Annotated in this window: 13 protein-coding genes and 1 riboswitch; of the genes, 5 read left to right on the top strand and 8 right to left on the bottom strand. The window is 50.0% G+C overall.

Features of this window, described 5'->3' with window-relative positions; all coding sequences use genetic code 11:
• Positions 1-186 precede the first annotated feature (186 nt).
• Positions 187-2973, top strand: coding sequence for a sensor domain-containing protein (locus KNQ13_RS11785; protein WP_026830282.1), 2787 nt, complete (start codon positions 187-189; stop codon positions 2971-2973).
• A 237-nt stretch (positions 2974-3210) separates the two neighbouring features.
• Complete coding sequence (treP, locus tag KNQ13_RS11790; RefSeq protein ID WP_014971425.1) at positions 3211-4650, top strand: PTS system trehalose-specific EIIBC component; 1440 nt, start codon at positions 3211-3213, stop codon at positions 4648-4650.
• 71 nt (positions 4651-4721) lie between these two features.
• On the opposite strand, the gene tnpB is transcribed toward treP, so the two are convergent.
• The gene (gene tnpB / locus KNQ13_RS11795) at positions 4722-5897 is read right to left on the bottom strand and encodes an IS200/IS605 family element RNA-guided endonuclease TnpB (RefSeq protein ID WP_209548396.1); all 1176 of its coding nucleotides are present in this window, start codon (positions 5895-5897) and stop codon (positions 4722-4724) included.
• 127 nt (positions 5898-6024) lie between these two features.
• On the opposite strand from tnpB, the gene treC reads away from it, so the two are divergent.
• Positions 6025-7668, top strand: a complete 1644-nt coding sequence (gene treC, locus KNQ13_RS11800; protein ID WP_209548395.1) for an alpha,alpha-phosphotrehalase — start codon at positions 6025-6027, stop codon at positions 7666-7668.
• 54 nt (positions 7669-7722) lie between these two features.
• Here the strand turns inward: treC and KNQ13_RS11805 are convergent, their stop codons facing one another.
• Positions 7723-9081, bottom strand: a complete 1359-nt coding sequence (locus KNQ13_RS11805) for an alanine/glycine:cation symporter family protein (protein ID WP_209548394.1) — start codon at positions 9079-9081, stop codon at positions 7723-7725.
• Between the two features lie 195 nt (positions 9082-9276).
• Positions 9277-10086: a DUF6612 family protein gene (locus KNQ13_RS11810; protein WP_209548393.1), complete on the bottom strand. Its 810-nt coding sequence runs from the start codon at positions 10084-10086 to the stop codon at positions 9277-9279.
• A gap of 257 nt (positions 10087-10343) precedes the next feature.
• Here KNQ13_RS11810 and KNQ13_RS11815 point away from each other — a divergent pair, with 257 nt between their 5' ends.
• Together KNQ13_RS11815 and KNQ13_RS11820 are read left to right on the top strand one after the other, a co-directional pair.
• Positions 10344-11702, top strand: coding sequence for an alkaline phosphatase (locus tag KNQ13_RS11815; RefSeq protein ID WP_026830287.1), 1359 nt, complete (start codon positions 10344-10346; stop codon positions 11700-11702).
• An 11-nt stretch (positions 11703-11713) separates the two neighbouring features.
• On the top strand, positions 11714-12358 hold the full coding sequence (locus tag KNQ13_RS11820) for a DUF4352 domain-containing protein (RefSeq protein ID WP_026830288.1): 645 nt from the start codon (positions 11714-11716) through the stop codon (positions 12356-12358).
• Between the two features lie 54 nt (positions 12359-12412).
• Here KNQ13_RS11820 and KNQ13_RS11825 read toward each other — a convergent pair whose 3' ends face one another.
• From KNQ13_RS11825 to ribD, 5 genes are all read right to left on the bottom strand, one after another.
• Complete coding sequence (locus KNQ13_RS11825; RefSeq protein WP_251027437.1) at positions 12413-14842, bottom strand: putative bifunctional diguanylate cyclase/phosphodiesterase; 2430 nt, start codon at positions 14840-14842, stop codon at positions 12413-12415.
• Positions 14843-15183: 341 nt separating this feature from the next.
• The gene (gene ribH / locus KNQ13_RS11830) at positions 15184-15642 is read right to left on the bottom strand and encodes a 6,7-dimethyl-8-ribityllumazine synthase (RefSeq protein ID WP_014971432.1); all 459 of its coding nucleotides are present in this window, start codon (positions 15640-15642) and stop codon (positions 15184-15186) included.
• A gap of 1 nt (position 15643) precedes the next feature.
• Positions 15644-16828: a bifunctional 3,4-dihydroxy-2-butanone-4-phosphate synthase/GTP cyclohydrolase II gene (locus tag KNQ13_RS11835; protein ID WP_014971433.1), complete on the bottom strand. Its 1185-nt coding sequence runs from the start codon at positions 16826-16828 to the stop codon at positions 15644-15646.
• Complete coding sequence (locus tag KNQ13_RS11840; protein ID WP_026830289.1) at positions 16825-17454, bottom strand: riboflavin synthase; 630 nt, start codon at positions 17452-17454, stop codon at positions 16825-16827. Before KNQ13_RS11840 ends, KNQ13_RS11835 begins: the two co-directional genes overlap by 4 nt.
• Positions 17439-18485 carry a bifunctional diaminohydroxyphosphoribosylaminopyrimidine deaminase/5-amino-6-(5-phosphoribosylamino)uracil reductase RibD gene (gene ribD / locus KNQ13_RS11845; RefSeq protein ID WP_026830290.1) on the bottom strand — a complete coding sequence of 349 codons (1047 nt, stop codon included), beginning with the start codon at positions 18483-18485 and terminating at the stop codon, positions 17439-17441. Before ribD ends, KNQ13_RS11840 begins: the two co-directional genes overlap by 16 nt.
• Positions 18486-18642: 157 nt before the next feature.
• A riboswitch (FMN riboswitch) is annotated at positions 18643-18787 on the bottom strand.
• Between the last annotated feature and the right edge of the window lie 47 nt (positions 18788-18834).

Below are 18834 nucleotides of genomic sequence, written 5' to 3' on the forward strand. Positions count from 1 at the left end.
CAATGGGAGACCACGGAAATGTCTCAACTGGAAAACTGCATACGAGGTCTTCTCGGAAGAAGTGTTGCACTTAATTTGACAAACCGTCAAAACGAATCGTTTATTCTCTCATTTCAATGTTATATTATAAAAACACGAACCAAATTTTAGGTTTATTTTGATATTTTTTAACTGGAGGTTTTGCTGTTGCCATTGAAGAAAGGACTACAAGCCCTACTAAAACGTGGTCAGGATGTATCCGTCATTGATGAACATTTTGTGGAAAACCATCCAGATGCGATTTATACCCTTGATCTATTAGGACGTGTCACGCGTCTAAACGATAAAACGTCCCTGTTACTGGGCTATACGAGACAGGATTTAATGAATCATTTTAAACACTTTGTCCATCCGGACGATCAAGATAGTACGGTGGACCATTTCCAACAGGTCATGCAAGGAAAAAGCGAAACGTATACAGCACGGATCCGACATTCAAAAGGACAGTATCTGGAGCTGATGATCGTCAACATTCCGATCTTTGCGAACGGTTTGATTGTGGGTGCTTATGGAATTGCCCGGGATCTGACGACGAGCCGGTTGATGAAACAACAGATGGATTCGATCCAGTTTGATCAACAGTTGGTCGAGACGTTACCCGGCATCGCCCTCGCCGCCTTCAGCGAAGAAGGACACTTAGTCCGCTCGTCCGAGTCCTTCGCCGAACTGTTTGGCTTACAACCGGAGCAGCTCAAAACATTATCGAACCAAGACTTGTTACAGCGGATTCATCCTGCCGACCAGCAGGAGTTCCGTGAGTATCTGGAGTTGTTGAAAACCAATCGTTGCTTGTCGTCACTGGATATCGAAACCCGTCTGCTTCATCGACAGCATGGTTATCAGGATGTTTTGTGCCGCTGCGCGTTCCACCAAGCGGAATATCAGCCTCAGGCGGAGTTGACATGCGTCCTCTATAACTTGTCCGAGCATAAATCGTTGGACAAGCAACTTCATGCGGAAAAAGAAAAGTTTTTGTCGTTCCAACAAGTTTCGACGAGTGCCATCTACCGTTATGACATCACACAACACAAAATTGACTTTCATACCCGGGGATTTGAAAACATCTTCGACGGGTTACTCCACCGCCATGAACAGGTGGACGGCATTTGGGAAAAGGGATTGATTCTCGCGGAAGACCAACCGAAAGTCGAAGCGAGTTACGAGCGGATCCTTGCTCATCATGAAACCGAAGTCTCTTACCGCATTCAGCATGACGGTGCGATTCACTGGATTTTAGAAAACCGGACACCGATCAGCAATCCGAGCGGTGCGGTATTCGCCTTTCAAAGTGTCATCCAGGACATCACCCAATTAAAACAACAGGAAGAAAAAATTTTTCAGCTCGCGATGCACGACCGGGTGACCGGACTGCCGAACCGGACCCTCGTCCTCGAACAGATGGCGCAATGGATCGCGACGTATCCGACGTTCAGTGTCCTGACGGTCAGCTATAACACCCTCCAGGACATCAACCATGATTTCGGATATTCGATTGGTGATAAGTGGTTGTCGAAAACAGCGACACAATTGTTGTATCATCTACCGACTGCTTCTTACTTCGGTCATCTCTATGGTGACGAGTACATCATCCTCTTTCCGAACGTCGTCGCGGAATGTTCCATCAACAAGATTTGTGAGGAGTTACTCGAACTATCCAAACAAAAAATCATCATCGATTCGTACGAATGGTATCCGTCGATCGCCATCGGCGTCAGCCGCTTCCCGGAAGATGCCGATTCAGCGGAGGAACTCGTCAAGGCAGCGAGCATCGCACTCGGGCGGGCACGGGCAAATGACTACAGTGTCTACTCGTCGACCTTCAATATCGAGACCTACCGTCGTCATCAGCTTCAGAAAAGCATCCGGACCTCGATCCGGCGTAATGAACTGTTTCTTGAGTACCAACCAAAGGTCAATGCCTGGTCCGGGACGATCATCGGTGCGGAAGCGTTGATCCGCTGGCAACATCCCGTATGGGGCCGGATTCCGCCTAATGACTTCATCCCGCTATCAGAAGAAAGCGAGATGCATATCTTGATCGCCGACTGGGTGCTCGAAGAAACGTGCTGGAACATCAATCAATGGATTCTTGCCGGTCTGCCGATTGTCCCGATTTCGATCAATGTCTCACCCAAACGATTGATTCACGGAAATTTTGCCGAGACCTGTCAGGAAACGCTCAATCGGTTTGGTGTTTCACCGAGTATGCTCGAAATCGAGATTCTCGAAACCGACGTCTTGTTCGACAACAGTAAAATCCAGCAATCGCTTCAGACACTCAGTCAGATGGGCATCAAAATTGCTTTGGATGATTTCGGAAAAGGGTATTCATCGATTTCTTATCTGCAACAATACCCGATTGATACGATCAAAATCGATCGTCAGTTCGCGACGACGCTCATTCAAGACAAGAAAACCCAGTCCGTCGTCCGCAGTGTCCTCTTCATGGCAAAAGAATTCGGGATGGATGTCGTCGCAGAAGGTGTCGAAACAATGGAACAACTGCACTTCCTGCGGCAGTTACACTGTACGACGATCCAAGGTTACTTGTTCAGTAAACCGTTACCGAAGGCCGATTTTGAACGGACGATGCAAGCGCGGCAAATCCGTGCGACGGAGGCGATGACGATTGCCACGAACAATCGGACGATTGATGCGTCCATCACGATCCAACGATTAAACGGACAAGACATCACCGTAGGGCGGACGGACATCTCCGTCTCGAAAGGCACGATGCACAGTGTCTCCTTTTATTCGACGTTACACCTTCCCGTCCACGAAGGTATTGAACTCGTTTTGATTTTAAACCAACAGCCGATTCCGGTCCGACCGACTCAAACGATTGAGCTCGATAACGGCTTGATGGAGTACGAATGCCAGTATCTCGATTTGACCCAATCCCACCTTGTCTTTCAAGCCCTGCAGTCCTCTTAATCGTTGACTCATTTCCTTCATGAAAAGCCGCTGTTTCGATGTGAATCGGAAGAGCGGCTTTTTGTAGCGTACACCTGCTTTCCGTTCCTTCCAAACCTTCATTTTGAACCCGGATAAACTTATCTATATAAGTGATTGACTTAACTTATATAGATAAGTTAAGATGAATGGGCGCAGATAAGAAAACGTTTTCATTTCAAAGGATGTCTTCAGTTCAATCCAAAAGGAGAATGTGAGATGAAACCCAACTACCGGCACATCGCAGAACAAATCATCGAACGGATCGGCGGCAAAGACAATGTCGAACAAGCCGCTCATTGTGTCACCCGCCTTCGCTTAACACTTAAAGATCAAAGTCTGGTCGAGCAGGAGGCATTACTCGAAGTCCCGCTTGTCAAAGGTGCCTTCCTGAACGCAGGTGTCTATCAAATCGTCATCGGAGCCGGTGACGTCGACCGTGTCTACGCTGAATTCATTCAATTGACCGGTTTACAGGCAACGACGATTGCCGATGTCAAATCGTCCGGTGCGTCAAAAATGAATCCGTTCCAAAAACTGATCAAAGTATTTTCCGATGTCTTCATGCCGATCATTCCGGCTATCATCGTCGCTGGTCTCTTGATGGGGATCAACAATCTCTTTGGCATCGAATTCGGTGGCAAAACGATGATCGAACGGTACCCGAATCTCCAAGGGTTATGGGATTTGATCAACATGATGGCGAATACCGCCTTCGTCTTCTTACCGGCACTGGTCGGGTGGTCCGCCACGAAACGGTTTGGCGGCAGTGAAATCCTCGGGATCGTCATGGGGTTGATGCTTGTGCATCCGGATCTCTTAAATGCCTGGAACTACGGACAAAGTGCCTTAAAAGGTGACATTCCGACATTCAATATCCTCGGTTTATTTGAAATCGAAAAAGTGGGGTATCAAGGACAGATCTTACCGGTCCTCGCTGCCGCTTATGTCTTAAGTACGATCGAACGTTGGTTAAAAGACCGGGTTCCGAATGCGATTCAGCTGCTGGTCGTTCCGATCACGACGATTACGCTAACCGGTTTCCTCGCCCTTGCCGTCATCGGTCCCGTCACCCGTCAAATCGGGGATTGGATCACGATCGGTGTCGTCAACACGTTTGAAGCCGTTCCACTTCTTGGTGCGTTGCTGTTTGGTGCCCTTTATGCCCCGCTCGTCATCACCGGGATGCATCATATGTTCATCGCCGTCGACCTGCAACTGATTGGTCAAAGCGGCACGACATTCATCTGGCCGATGATTGCGATTTCGAACATCGCCCAAGGTTCGGCGACACTCGCGATGTTATTCCTCGCGAAAAACGTCAATGATAAAAACATGGCGTCGACCTCTGCGATTTCGGCTTACTTCGGTATCACCGAACCCGCCATGTTCGGCGTTAATCTCCGGTTCAAGTATCCGTTTTACGCAGCACTTGTCGGATCAGCGATTGCGTCTTCGTTCATCGCCGTCAGCGGTGTACTCGCACCGGCGATCGGTGTCGGCGGTCTTCCGGCGTTCATCTCGATTGTTCCGGGATCGATTCTGTCGTTCATCATCGGAATGATTATCGCAATCATCGTTCCGATCGTCTGTACGTTCCTGTTCCATTATGTCTCGACGAAACGTGCCCGAAAAGCGGCACTCAAAGAGGCTGCTTGAACTACCCCCACCTACGCTTCGCTAAGAGGTGGAGGATTCCTGAGTTATCCGACCTGACGGTCGAAACCTGATCAGGCTAACCCCGTCGTCCCGACGGTTGAAGAAGCTAAGATACGTTCGGCTTCTTGTTTGAGATTCAGTCCTGCGTTCACATCACGGTCGTGATGGATGCCGCAACTCGGGCATGTCCATTCACGCAAGCTGAGATGTTTCACGTCCTTGTGTTGATGTCCGCAACTCGAGCACAGTTGGCTCGAAGCAAAGGTCTTGCCGACCTTCACGACGGTCTTCCCGTACCAGTCTGCCTTGTATTCCAACATGCGGAAGAACTCCGACCAGCTGACATCAGAGATGGCCTTGCTCCACTTGCGGTTCTTCTGCATGTTCTTCACCTGCAAGGTCTCGATGCCGATGATGTCGTGGTTTTTGACGATCTCGGTCGATACCTTGTGCAGGAAGTCAGTGCGCTTGTTGGCGATCTTCTCGTGAATACGGGCGACCCTTTGCTTCTGCTTCTGATAGTTCCGTGCCTCAGACAGCTTGACTTTTTTGTTGAGGGCGATGCGTTGACGGCGGGAGAGCTTACGCTGTTCGCGCGCCAGCTTCTTCTCAAGCGAACGGAAGTAACGGTCGTTTTGGTAGACCGTGCCGTCCGACAGGATGGCGAATTTCTTGAGTCCGACGTCGACGCCGACGGATGAACCGGTCTTCGGCAGTTCGTGGATCTTCTGCTCGACGAGCAGGGAGACGAAATATTTGCCTGACGCGTTGCGTCGGATCGTGGCGTTCAAGATACGCCCTGTGATCTGTTTCGAATGGGCGAAACGAACCCATTTCAGCTTCGGAAGTTTGAGCTTGTTTCCGAAGATTGACACTTCAGGAAGCTGGTTTTCACCTTGGACGTTGGTCTTGTACGACTGGACGGGATGGCGCTTCGACTTAAATCGAGGGCATTTGTTCTGCTTGTTGAAGAAGCGGTCAAACGCATCAGCAAGATGCTTGACGCTCGTTTGAACAGAAGTGCTATCGACTTCCTTCAACCAGTCGAACTCCTGCTTCAACAAAGGAATTTCTTTAGAACAAGAACCGTAGGACAGTCCTTTTCCAGTGGTCTTGTACATTTCATCCCACTTCGCCAAGAAGTAGTTGAAGATGAAGCGCGCACACCCGATCGTCTTCGCGATCAGGATTTCCTGCTCTTTTGTGGGGTAGATTCTGAATTTGTAGGCCTTGTGCTTCGACACCATTTTTCACCTCCCTCAAAGTGAATATACCCGAAAGGCAGGCTGGCGAGTCATCTCCCACTTTCACTTTGTTTAGAAGTGGGCGTATTCTCGCCTAATTTTGATAAGTTTTAGAAAGGTGTGACCTGATATGACCCTTACGACAACCGACTGGCGCAAATCCGCCGTCTATCAGATTTATCCGAAAAGTTTTTACAGCCCAGAAGGCAAGACGACCGGCACGCTTCGCGGTGTGACGGCGAAGCTCGATTACTTGGCGAAACTGGGCGTCGACTACTTGTGGCTGACGCCGGTCTATGCCTCTCCCCAACGCGATAACGGATATGATGTCAGTGACTATTACGCGATCGACCCGTCTTACGGCACGATGGCAGACTTCGATGAGTTGCTTGCTGAAGCGAACAAACGACAACTCTCTGTCATGATGGATATCGTCGTCAATCACTGTTCGACCGATCACGACTGGTTTAAGCAGGGGCGGCATCCGGAAAGTCCCTACCATGACTACTTCATCTGGCGCGATCAGCCAACCGATTGGGTGTCAAAATTCGGCGGACCGGCTTGGTCATTTGATGATGTCGCCGGTAAGTATTACCTGCATTTGTTTGACGAGACACAAGCCGATCTCAACTGGGAAAATCCGGCACTCCGGGAAGCCATCTATCAGATGATGTGTTTCTGGCGTGATAAAGGAGTCCGTGGCTTCCGGCTCGACGTCATCAACCTGATTTCAAAAGACGACAGCTTCGCGAATGATCCGACCGGTGACGGACGAAAATACTATACGGACGGTCCCCGGGTCCATGACTACCTGCAGGAAATGAATCAACGGGTGTTTGACGGTCACGACCTGATGACGGTCGGTGAGATGTCGTCGACGACACTCGAACATTGTTTACGTTACTCGAACACGAACGAGCAGGAACTCAAGATGACGTTCAACTTCCATCATCTGAAGGTCGATTATCCGGACGGTCAAAAGTGGACAGCCGCGCCGTTCGACTTCCTGGAACTAAAACGGATCCTGTCAGATTGGCAGGTCGGGATGCAGGGAAATGCCTGGAACGCCATCTTTTGGTGTAACCATGACCAACCCCGTGTCGTCAGCCGGTTTGGTGACGATACGGTCTACCGGGTTGAAAGTGCGAAGATGCTCGCGACAACGTTACACGGACTGCAAGGCACACCGTACATCTATCAAGGAGAAGAGATCGGGACACCGAATCCCGACTTCACCGATTTGACGGATTACCGGGATGTCGAGACGCTAAACGCCTACACTGAAAAAACAGCACTTGGTGAAACGGAAGCTGACATTCTCGCTGCGATCCGTCAAAAATCCCGGGACAATGCCCGGACACCGATGCAATGGGATGCCTCGCCGCACGCCGGATTCTCGACGGCGACACCATGGATTCCGGTCGCTTCGAATCATACGACGATCAATGTCGAAGCAGCGCTCGCCGATCCGAATTCCGTCTTCTATCATTACAAGAAGCTGATTCAGTTACGCAAGCAGTACGATGTCCTGACGAACGGAAGTTACCGGCTTCTGACACCTGACGATCTTGCACTTTGGGCGTACGAACGGACGAACGACGATGAACAAGTTCTCGTCTTGTCGAACTTTTACGGTACGGCAGCTTCGTTCACGTTACCGAATGATTGGCTGGATCATCAGGTCTTGATTCAGAACTATCCGGATTTCTTAGAGACGTCAGGGCAAGTCACATTACGACCATATGAATCCATCATGCTGTATCGAACAGTCTGACCAAACAAACCCCGCCTTCTCACTCGGAGAAGGCGGGGATTTTTCAGGGATTTACTACGAGACACGCCGGTTCGCTTCCTCCCGTTTCAGCTGTTCGCGGAACAACCTTGTCTCGGCAATGACGACACCGGATAGACCAATCAGCCCAATCAAGTTCGGAATCGCCATCAGTCCATTGAAGACATCCGAGATCGCCCAAACCATGTTCAAGTTCGTCGTCATCGCACCCAGACCGGCGACGAGAACAAACAGGACACGGTACGGTAAGATGGATTTTTGACCAAATAGATAATAGATTGATTTTTCACCGTAATACGACCAACCAAGGACGGTTGAAAAGGCAAACATGACGAGTCCGATTGTCACGATGTATTTTCCGGCCGGTCCGAGGAAGACTTCAAAACTTGCTGTCGTCAACTCGACGCCTTCGAGTTTTTTATCCAGTTGGCCACCCATGACGAGCGTCAATCCTGTGATCGAACAGACGACGAGTGTATCGAGGAACACCTGTGTCATCGAGACAAGGGCCTGCCGTCCCGGAAAATCGGTTTTCGCAGCAGCGGCAGCAATCGGCGCTGAACCGAGACCCGCTTCATTCGAGAACACCCCACGGGCGACCCCGTAACGAATCGCGGCACCAATCGCTCCGCCTGTGATCGCTTCGTTTGAGAACGTACTGCTGAAGATCGTCGAGACAGCGCCTGGAATCAATTCGTAGTTCATGGTCAGAATCAAGAGACCGCTTCCGACATAAAAGAAAATCATGAACGGCACGAAATAACTGACGACCTTCCCGATTGATTTGACCCCACCGATGATGACGATCCCCGTCGCAACCATCAAGACGATGCCCGTGACGTAAAGTGGAACATCAAACGTCGACTTCATCGCGAGGGCAACGGAGTTCGTCTGAACGCCGTTTCCAATCCCAAATGCGGCAAGCGATGCAAAGGCGGCAAACAAAACACCTAACCATTTTTGTTTTAATCCCCGTTCGAGATAGTACATCGGCCCCCCGGCCATCTGTCCCTTCTCATCGACAACCCGGTACTTGACGGCGAGGATCGCTTCCGCATACTTCGTCGCCATCCCGAATAATCCGGACAACCACATCCAGACGAGTGCGCCCGGTCCCCCGAGGACGACCGCTGTTGCGACCCCAACGATATTCCCTGTACCGACCGTTGCCGCAAGTGCTGTCATCAATGCCTGGAAATGACTGATGTCACCTTCCGACGTATCGTCCTGATGTTTCGTGAATGCGAGTTTTAAGGCATACGGAAGCTTGGTAATCTGAATGAATCCGAGTCGTATCGTCAAGTAAATCCCCGTACCGACCAAAAAGATAAGCAGCGGCGGTCCCCAAACGAAATCCGATACCGTGCCGATCCAATCACTGAACGATGTACCCATTCTGTTTCCCCTCCTTCAATTCTGTATGTACTTTTCTATCTTTTCAGAATTTACAGATTATTGTCAATGGTTAATTTTCTGTGCAGACGATTGCTTAGCTTATATTGTTGTATTCTTTTTACTGCTCACTAAAAAGCGACCACCTTCCAGAGTACTCCGGAAGGTGGTCGCTTTTTCAGGTCAATCAGTTTCTTCTTATTGCTTGCTGCTCGGCAACTCCTGTGCGTCTTTTGCTTCCGCCGGCAACTCAATTGATTTAATCTCATTGAATTTCGAGAACGTCGATTCGTTTTTCATCGTAAATTCCGATTGTCCATCCACTTCGAACGCCATTTCCATATCCAGTGTTTTCGGATAATATGTCTTGGCGTCATATGTCATCGAGTATTCCATCTTTTTGTAATCGATTTGATCGATGACATCCTTCATCGGAGTAAGCTGTCCGGTTTGTTCGAGCGAATCTTTCATGAACGCTTTTAACTTGTCTCCTTTTAAATCAACGTCAATCTGATAGACGTTTCCTTCTCTTTTAACCGTCCAGTTGTCTTTATATTTCTTGAGCAACTGTAGATTTTGTTCAATTGAAGCATTTGATTTCATGCTTTCCATCATATCGCCAAGCTCCGAGATATCCTGGACGAACCATTGGTTATTTTGCGACATATACAATTTATCATCCACGATATAGTTTTCCACCCGAATGTCTTTTCCGTCCTGTGGATTTTTCATATTGACGGTTTGATGCATCGCCAGCGGTTTTTGAATGATATCGACCGCTACCTTTTGATTCACCGACATCTCTCCGGCGTCCGATGTCATGTCACCTTCCATATGAAACGATTTGATTTCTTCCTGCGCAGCCGTCGCTTTTTTCAGCAACTCCGTATTCGAAAGCTGTTTGGAACCGTTCTCCCCTTGACCGTCTTCTATCGTCTGGTCATTACACCCTGCCAGTCCAATCGTTGCTGTGAGGAGCCCGACTGTCACCCACCTTGTCTTCTTCACCGTCATTCCTCCTTTAAGCAGATTATCTTTATTTACGACCTGTCACTGGAAAATGTTTCAAACCCATTTCCTACTCTATTACCGTTCTGACTCTTTTTTACTCATGGAACTTACTGTCCAACGTAAAGTCTTCTGTTTGATTCTTAACAAAACTTTACATCCCTCAAATGTTCGTTTTACACTCCAGCGCTAAAGTTAGTCCTGTAGATTTGATACGATACTAAACAATATTTATGTTCCTTAAGGAGGACCCATCCATGAAGTTAAAACGAATCATTCCTATTCTTGCGTTATCCACACTGTCCCTTAGCACGATGGTCTCGATGAACGAGGCCGAGGCGAAGACGAAACAACCAAAATCACCTGAAATCCGCAACGTCATCTTCTTGATCGGGGACGGAATGGGCGTCTCGTATACGTCTGCCCACCGCTACTTAAAAAATGATCCTTCGACGCCACTCGCTGAAAAAACAGCATTTGATCAATATCTCGTCGGACAACAGATGACCTATCCGGAAGACCCGGAGCAAAATGTCACCGACTCGGCGTCTGCCGCGACGGCAATGTCGTCCGGTGTCAAAACATATAATGCGGCGATTGCTGTCGACAACGATAAATCAGAAGTCAAGACGGTCCTTGAAGCGGCGAAAGAGCGCGGGAAATCAACGGGTCTCGTCGCAACATCCGAAATCACGCATGCGACACCGGCCTCGTTCGGTGCGCATGATGAGAACCGCAAGAACATGAACGCCATCGCTGACGATTATTTTAAGGAGCGGGTCAACGGCAAACACAAAATTGACGTCCTCCTTGGCGGCGGGAAATCGAACTTCGTCCGTCCGGATGTCGATTTGACGAAATCGTTCAAGAAAGATGGTTACAGCTACGTCACGGATCTTGATCAAATGCAGGCGGATAAGAACAAACAAGTTCTGGGTCTGTTCGCGGACGGCGGACTGCCAAAACGAATCGACCGCGAGAACACCGTCCCGTCTCTCGAGCAGATGACGAACTCGGCCATCAAACGTCTCGATTCGAACAAAAAAGGCTTCTTCCTGATGGTCGAAGGAAGCCAAATCGACTGGGCGGGTCACGATAACGACATCGTCGGAGCAATGAGTGAGATGGAAGACTTCGAACGTGCCTTCAAAGCAGCGATCGCTTTCGCGAAAAAAGATAAACACACGCTCGTCGTCGCGACAGCCGATCACTCGACCGGTGGTTACTCAATCGGAGCAGACGGCATCTACAACTGGTTCGCCGAGCCGATCAAGGCAGCGAAAAAGACGCCGGACTTCATGGCAGCGAAAATCGTTGGTGGAGCGGATGTCCGTCAGACGTTAACGACGTACATCGACCAAAACCGACTCGCCTTGACGGAGGAAGAGATCCAGTCGGTCTCACGTGCCGCGGAATCAAAGAAAGTCCTCGACGTCGATAATGCGATCGAAGCCATCTTCAATGAACGGTCGCACACGGGCTGGACGACAGGTGGTCACACCGGTGAAGACGTCCCTGTTTATGCCTTCGGTCCAGCGAAAGAACGATTCGCCGGTCAAGTCGATAATACGGATCACGCGAAAATCATCTTCGACCTGTTGAAATCGAAGAAATAAGGAGACTTTCCATGAAACAGCTACTTGCTGCCTTGATGCTCGGGACGATCCTTTCCGGTTGTGGCAATGCGCCAGATGTCACACAAGAGAAGTCGTCCCCGAAACAGGAGACGCAGACGCCGGTATCGATTGAAAAAACTGCCGCTTACGTTCCGAATCCACAATTACCAGATGATCGCCAACTGACGTCCGTCAACCAATCGGTCTCCGACGACAAAGGGGAATTGACGTTAAAACAGATCGTCCGTCCCGACGTGACACGCACCATCGGACCGATTCAGATGAAAATCGAAGAAATCAAAGTCTTCCATGCCCGTCCGAGCTACGGGATGATCGACTTTTTCCACGGTTTCACACACGACGAGTCATTTGATCTCGTCAAGACACGGGTGACGATCACGAATACGGGTGAGGAACCGGTCACGTTCAATCCGGTCGCTCACTTCAAGCTTGGTGCCAAGACTGAGAAAACACTTGAGGACGATGTCTATCTCGAATCACTTGCGACGACATATGCTCCGTCCGAAACACGAAGGGGTAACTTTGGCTTCATCCTCGAACAACCGCTCACGTCGGTTGAACTGTTGACGAGTGACGTCTTGAACGAAAATCGTGACGTCGTCGAAAAAGGAATCTCTTTCTCGACGGACCTCTAACGGAAGATCGACAAAAAATAAGCGATTCATTCCCACTGCCACGGGATGAATCGCTTATTTTTGGTACAGAGCCGGAATATGTTCTGCCGGCATCGGACGACCGAAGTAGTAGCCTTGCATCCGTGAACATTCCAACCAGTTCAACACATTCACCTGCTCTAACGTCTCGACCCCTTCGGCGATGACTTCGAGCTCAAGCGATTTCGCCAAATGAATGATCGACGAGATCATCGAATACCCGGTCGTCGCCGGTTGAATTTTTTCGACGAACTCACGTGGAATCTTGAGTGTATCAATCGGGAAATCGGCTAAGCGCGACAACGAAGAGTACCCGGTCCCGAAGTCATCGATGGAAATCGTAAAACCGAGCTCCTTCAGTCGGTTCATCGTCTCGACCGTCTCTTCGATATCTTCAACCGCCGAGACTTCCGTGATCTCGAGGTCGATTCGGTTCGGATTAACCTTCGTTTCTTCCACTAATCGGATCAGTGTCAGGACAAACGTCGGATGATGGAACTGTTGCATCGAGACGTTCAATCCGACCTTTAAGAGGAGCCCCTCCTCTTCCCAGCGTTTGGCTTGTAAAAAACCTTCGCGTAACACCCATTCTCCGAGACGAATGATCATTCCCGCTTCTTCCGCCATCGGAATGAAATCATTGGGTGCAATCATCCCGAGTTCCGGATGATTCCAACGAACCAGTCCTTCGACCCCGACCATCTGATACGTCAGAGTATCGACTTGCGGTTGGTAATACAAAATCAATTGGTCCGTTTCGATTGCAATCGGCAACTCTGACTCCAACCGCAGGCGGTATGACGCCTTCTCGGCAATGTCTTCGAAAAAGACGATCGATTTACCGCCGCTTGACTTGGCTTGATACATCGCGAGGTCCGCCTGTTTCAGCAAGGTCACGACATGTTTACCGGTAGTCCGTGGACAGCTGACGGCTCCGATGCTCGGATTTGAGATCAGTTCGATCCCGTCAAGCGAATATGTCTTCTTTAAGCAGTCGAGCAACCGGGCCGTTCGATCTCGTCCCTGTTCGTCTGACGTGACCTTCCGCAGGATGACGGTAAACTCATCGCCGCCTTGACGAGCGACGATGTCCTCCGGATCGACGGTCTCTGTCAGCCGCTGCACGACTTGGATCAACAGCTGATCACCCACATGGTGTCCAAATGAATCATTGACGAGCTTAAAATCATCAAGGTCGATAAAGCAGAGAATGATCGTTTCATCGTCTTGTTCCCCTTCAACCAAATGGTGTAAGACTTCCTCAAAGTACGTCCGGTTGATCGCTCCGGTCAAATGATCGTAATAGGCAAGACGGCGGATCTTTAATTCATTTTCGCGGACGGTCGTAATGTCCTGACCAATCCCGTACATGCCGACGAAGCGGTCCCGGACACGAATCGGGATGTTCGTCACGTTCAGCAACACGTCCATCCCGCCCGATTTCCGAAAAATCGTTTCAAATTGATGGGCGGTCGTCTTATCGGTCGCCGCCTGTTGTTCCATCAACTGACGGTACGACTGACCGACTAACTCGTTTGCACTTTGCTCCGTTAATTTTTCAAACGACGGATTGGCACTCTCGATCCGTCCTGTCAGGTCAAGCGAATACACCGCGTCCGGATGATACGTGAACAAGGACTTGTAACGTTCTTCGCTCACTTCCAGTTCGTCCGCCTTATGATGAATTTCTTCTATTAACTCGTGATTGCTCAAAATCATCAAAATCTGCCGGATCAAAATCAAAAGAATCGTGATCGCACAACCGAGCATCAATCCTGTTAAGCCCTCATCCCGTCGCGCATACAACGCCATCGTCGAAAACAGGAGAATCACCAATACATACGGTAGAAACAACTTTCCTAATTGCATCGTCCCACTCGAAAATCTTTCCTGCTGTGGCTCTTCAGCGACCGGACTACCGATGTGCCCTGCGACACCTATCATCAACAACCCAAGGATGAATAACGGATCAATCAGCCGGACGGCTTCATTGCCGCTGACCGTCGTCATGTAGACGAACAGTGTATCCGCTCCGACCTGAAGCAACAGACCGATAAACAGAAATTGAAACAACCGGAGACGTTGCTGCCACTCCCGTTTCTCAAACAGATAATAGATACTGATCATACAAAACAGCAACACGATGTCACACATCGGATACGCAAACGCTAAGATCACTTCCCCGCGTGACACAAACGGTGTATCAAATAGAGGACGGATCAAGAAAAACCAGCTGTAGGTGACCGCAACCGTCGTGACGATCGCAATATCAAAAATAAAACTGATCAACCGGTTTTTCGTGACATGTCTGCGGATCAGATGTAAAAACGCCGCTAAAAACCAAACGGATTGAAAAACATAAAAAATATCTGACACTCCCGGAAACGGGACCTCGACTTGACGGATATTCTCATACGACATCCAAATCAATTCGGCAATCAGATAACTTCCTGTCCCACATGCCAAATAAAGAAAAAACCGTCCTTCGTGTTGACGGAATTTTTGATGTGCCTGCAATAACAGGACAGTTGCGATGATACAACCGAAGATGGAAAATACATTATTGCCCCAAGCGGACACGACGGGTTGTTATTCAAAAAGGATGATCCAAATATAATAGCCCATGATGAATAAAAGAATACCTGGTACATAATACGATTTTTTGAGACTGATCATGGTTCTTCCTCCTTCATGAAAAAGTCCTTCCCTTTCCATTAGGGATGGAGCCTTCAAAGTCCTGCGCAACAACAAAAAAAGAGACCTGTTTTCGATTGAAACAGGTCTCAAGTCTCACTTGTCGTACGTATTTAAATCGTCCGTAACAGATTTGCCATCTCAATCGCTGAAACGGCCGCTTCATATCCTTTGTTGCCTGCCTTCGTCCCAGCCCGTTCAACAGCTTGTTCAATCGAATCGGTCGTCAGGACGCCGAAGATGATCGGAACGCCTGTCTCACGTGACGCAGTGGCAACCCCTTTCGCGACTTCATTGCAAACATAATCGTAGTGTGACGTCGCTCCGCGAATGACGGCACCAAGCGTGATGACGGCGTCGTAGTTGCCGCTTTTCGCAAGCTTCTCCGCGACGAGCGGAATTTCAAACGCCCCCGGCACCCACGCCGTATCGACCGCGTCAGCTGCGACACCGTGTCGACGGAAGGCATCGTTTGCGCCTCCGACTAATTTTGATGTAATCAATTCATTGAAACGTGCCGCGACGATTGCGACACGTAGTCCCTCACCTGTTAAAAATCCTTCGAATACCATGTTATTGTCCTCCTTGGATGTCGAGCAAGTGCCCGAGTTTCGTTTGTTTGGTTTGCAGATAATTTTTATTTTCCGGAACCGGTGCGATTTCAAGCGGCACCCGTTCGAGCACCGTGATGCCATGTTGTTCAAGGGCTTGTTGCTTATCCGGGTTATTCGTCATCAAGCGGATCTTCGTCACACCTAAATCCTGCAACATCGCGGCTGCGACTTTGTAGTCGCGTAAGTCCGTCGCATATCCGAGCGCGTGATTCGCTTCGACCGTATCAAGTCCCTGCTCCTGCAACTCATACGCTTTGAGTTTCGCCATCAAACCGATGCCTCGCCCTTCCTGTCGCAAATACAGGACGGCGCCTCCTTCTTGACCGATTCGTTCGAGGGCGGCGTCGAGTTGTGGTCCACAATCACAGCGTTTGGAGCCAAAGACGTCTCCCGTCAGACATTCCGAATGAAGCCGGACGAGCATGCCATCCTCTGCCTCACCGGACAAGACGGTGACATGTTCCTTTGCATCCGGAGTCGTGTAACCAAGCATACGAAATGCCCCATGCGTCGCCGGCAGCAAGACGTCCGCTTCACGCCGAACGGGACGTTCGAGGTACGTGACGAGGGCATCGATCGTAATCATCTTCAATCCGTGGACTTCTTTATATGCCAGCAAGTCGTCAACACGCGCCATTGTCCCATCTTCTAAGATGATTTCACAAATGACGGCCGCTTCTGCGCTTCCGGCAAGGCGCGCCAGATCAACACCCGCTTCCGTATGACCACGTCGTTCCCGGACACCGCCTTCTTTCGCGATCAAGGGGAAGATATGCCCCGGACGCTTAAATTGTTTCGCCCCGTCCGTCAGCATCCGTTGGATCGTCAACGCGCGCTCCGCCGCGCTGATACCGGTCTTCGCCTCTTCGTGGTCAATACTGATGGTAAAGGCTGTTCCGTGCGGATCAGTGTTGACGTCCGTCATCGGGTTCAGTTCCAATCGTTTTGCCAGTTGCGGGCTGACCGGGACACAGACAAGTCCTTTCCCGTAAGTGATCATGAAGTTGATTTGTTCCGGTGTCGCGTGTTCCGCAAGAAGGATCAAATCGCCTTCGTTTTCCCGATTTTCGTCGTCACAGACGATGATCGGACGTCCTTGCTTTAACTCTTCAATGGCTTCTTCTATGAGATCAAATCCGTTCATCCTGCTCCGCCTCCTAAAAATGCCGACCAATCCGTTTTCTGTTCCTGTTGCGTAAAGTGATACAAGTGTTTTGCCATCAAGTCACACTCAATGTTGACGAGGGTTCCGCTTTGCAGACGATCAAACGTCGTCACTTGGCGCGAATGTGGAATCAGCGAAATCGTCAGACTGTCCGCTTGGACGTGTTGAATCGTCAAGCTGGTTCCGTTGATCGCAATCGACCCTTTCGGAATACAGTATTTGCGCCAGTCAGCGGTCTCAAACCGATATTCCATCGCTTCACCGTCCGGTCGACGGCTTAACAACCGGGCTGTCCCGTCAATGTGGCCACTAACGAAATGACCGCCGAATCGTCCGTTCGCCGGCATCGCCCGTTCGAGTTGGACCGGTGTGCCGACGCGCAATGTTTGAAGTGCCGTCGCCCGAATCGTTTCATGGACCGCATCCGCCGTGAATCCCGCCGCCGTCATCGCCGTAACGGTCAAACAAATGCCGTCGACCGCGATACTGTCACCGATTTTGGTTCCGTGAAGAACATGTCGCGCTTCGATTTCCAGCGCCAGACCGTTCGGACGCGGGACTTTCCGTTTAATCGTCCCGACTTCTTCAATCAATCCTGTGAACATGAGCCGTCTCCTTTCCGCGTATAGCCTAGATGAACATCCTGTCCAATTTGCGCGACGTCCGTTAAATCGAACCGGTCTTCAACCTCGATTGTACTCGTCAATCCGGTCGTGCCTTGTAAGACAGACGGTGCTTGATAGATCTCAAGACGATCGACAAGGTCCGCTTCTAAAAACGCCGACTGAATCGTTGGTCCACCTTCAATCAACAAACTGCGGATACCCTGGTCATACAATGTGTCTAAAATCTGATTTGGTGTTGCATACGTACCGACGAGAACCGTGACGTTCGATTGATCTGAGACACGTGGTTGTTCCGTCAGCCAGTACGTCGGATTCAAGCCGTCCCGAAAGACTTGGGCGGTTTCCGTCAAACGTCCGCGACGGTCGACGACGACCCGAATCGGTTCAGCTCCCGTTTCCGATCGTGACGTCAGTGCCGGATCATCAATCAAAACCGTCTCACTTCCGACCAGGATTGCATCGTGTGTTGCCCGTAGCTCACGCCCCGCCGCTCGCGCGGCAACTGACGTAATCCAGCGTTGCTCACCTGTCGTCACGATCCCGTTTAAACTTTGAGCGACTTTCACGGTGACATTCGGTCGTTTTCGCTTGAGACTTTGCCAAAACGGTGTATAAAAACGAACTGCTTCGTCTTCCAGTAATCCGACTTCGACCGTCAGTCCGGATTCACGGAGACGCACAATTCCCTGGCCCGCGACGATCGCATGACGGTCTTCCGTCGCGACGAACACCCGTTTGATGCCGGCAGCAATGATTGCTTCCGTGCAGGGTGGTGTCTTCCCGTGATGGTTACACGGTTCAAGCGTGACATACAGATCGGCGCCGCGTGCCGCTTCTCCGGCCATCCGTAACGCCTCGACTTCGGCATGGGGACCCCCGGCAAACCGATGCGCGCCAAAGCCGATGATCCGTCCGTGCTTCGTGATCACACAGCCGACACTTGGATTTGGACTCGTTTGTCCGTCTAACATCTCTGCCAATTGCATCGCCTGATGCATTCTATTATTCATGTTTTCGCTCCTTTCAAAAGAAAAAGACGCCGCTGCATTTGCAGGGCGTCATGATTGAAGGGTCACGAAAGAAACGTCTTGTTTTTCTGTTTTGAAGCATACAGAAATAGACCTTTCTCTGAATGTATTTTTCAGAAAATGGTTTCAAGCACATTTTTTCGTTCTTCTCCCATCCGGACTTTACCGTCGGCCTTGGAATCACACCAAGTCAGCCATAGTGCGTACACTATGGGTCGCGGGCTCGTCGATTCGAAAATCGCATCACCGCCGGTTGGGATTTTCACCCTACCCCGAAGAACTGGTTATTCAGTTGTGCAGTTCAAGACTAGCACAGGTTATTTTAAAATAC

Origin of the sequence: Exiguobacterium sp. s128 (assembly GCF_018618815.1) — a bacterium.
GTDB lineage: Bacteria > Bacillota > Bacilli > Exiguobacteriales > Exiguobacteriaceae > Exiguobacterium_A > Exiguobacterium_A antarcticum.

Coding starts and splice junctions, on each gene's coding strand:
- KNQ13_RS11815 (WP_026830287.1), top strand. CDS start 10,344: ATGAAGTTAAAACGAATCATTCCTATTCTTGCGTTATCCACACTGTCC.
- KNQ13_RS11835 (WP_014971433.1), bottom strand. CDS start 16,828: ATGAACGGATTTGATCTCATAGAAGAAGCCATTGAAGAGTTAAAGCAA.
- tnpB (WP_209548396.1), bottom strand. CDS start 5,897: ATGGTGTCGAAGCACAAGGCCTACAAATTCAGAATCTACCCCACAAAA.
- KNQ13_RS11820 (WP_026830288.1), top strand. CDS start 11,714: ATGAAACAGCTACTTGCTGCCTTGATGCTCGGGACGATCCTTTCCGGT.
- treP (WP_014971425.1), top strand. CDS start 3,211: ATGAAACCCAACTACCGGCACATCGCAGAACAAATCATCGAACGGATC.
- KNQ13_RS11805 (WP_209548394.1), bottom strand. CDS start 9,081: ATGGGTACATCGTTCAGTGATTGGATCGGCACGGTATCGGATTTCGTT.
- treC (WP_209548395.1), top strand. CDS start 6,025: ATGACCCTTACGACAACCGACTGGCGCAAATCCGCCGTCTATCAGATT.
- KNQ13_RS11840 (WP_026830289.1), bottom strand. CDS start 17,454: ATGTTCACAGGATTGATTGAAGAAGTCGGGACGATTAAACGGAAAGTC.
- ribD (WP_026830290.1), bottom strand. CDS start 18,485: ATGAATAATAGAATGCATCAGGCGATGCAATTGGCAGAGATGTTAGAC.
- ribH (WP_014971432.1), bottom strand. CDS start 15,642: ATGGTATTCGAAGGATTTTTAACAGGTGAGGGACTACGTGTCGCAATC.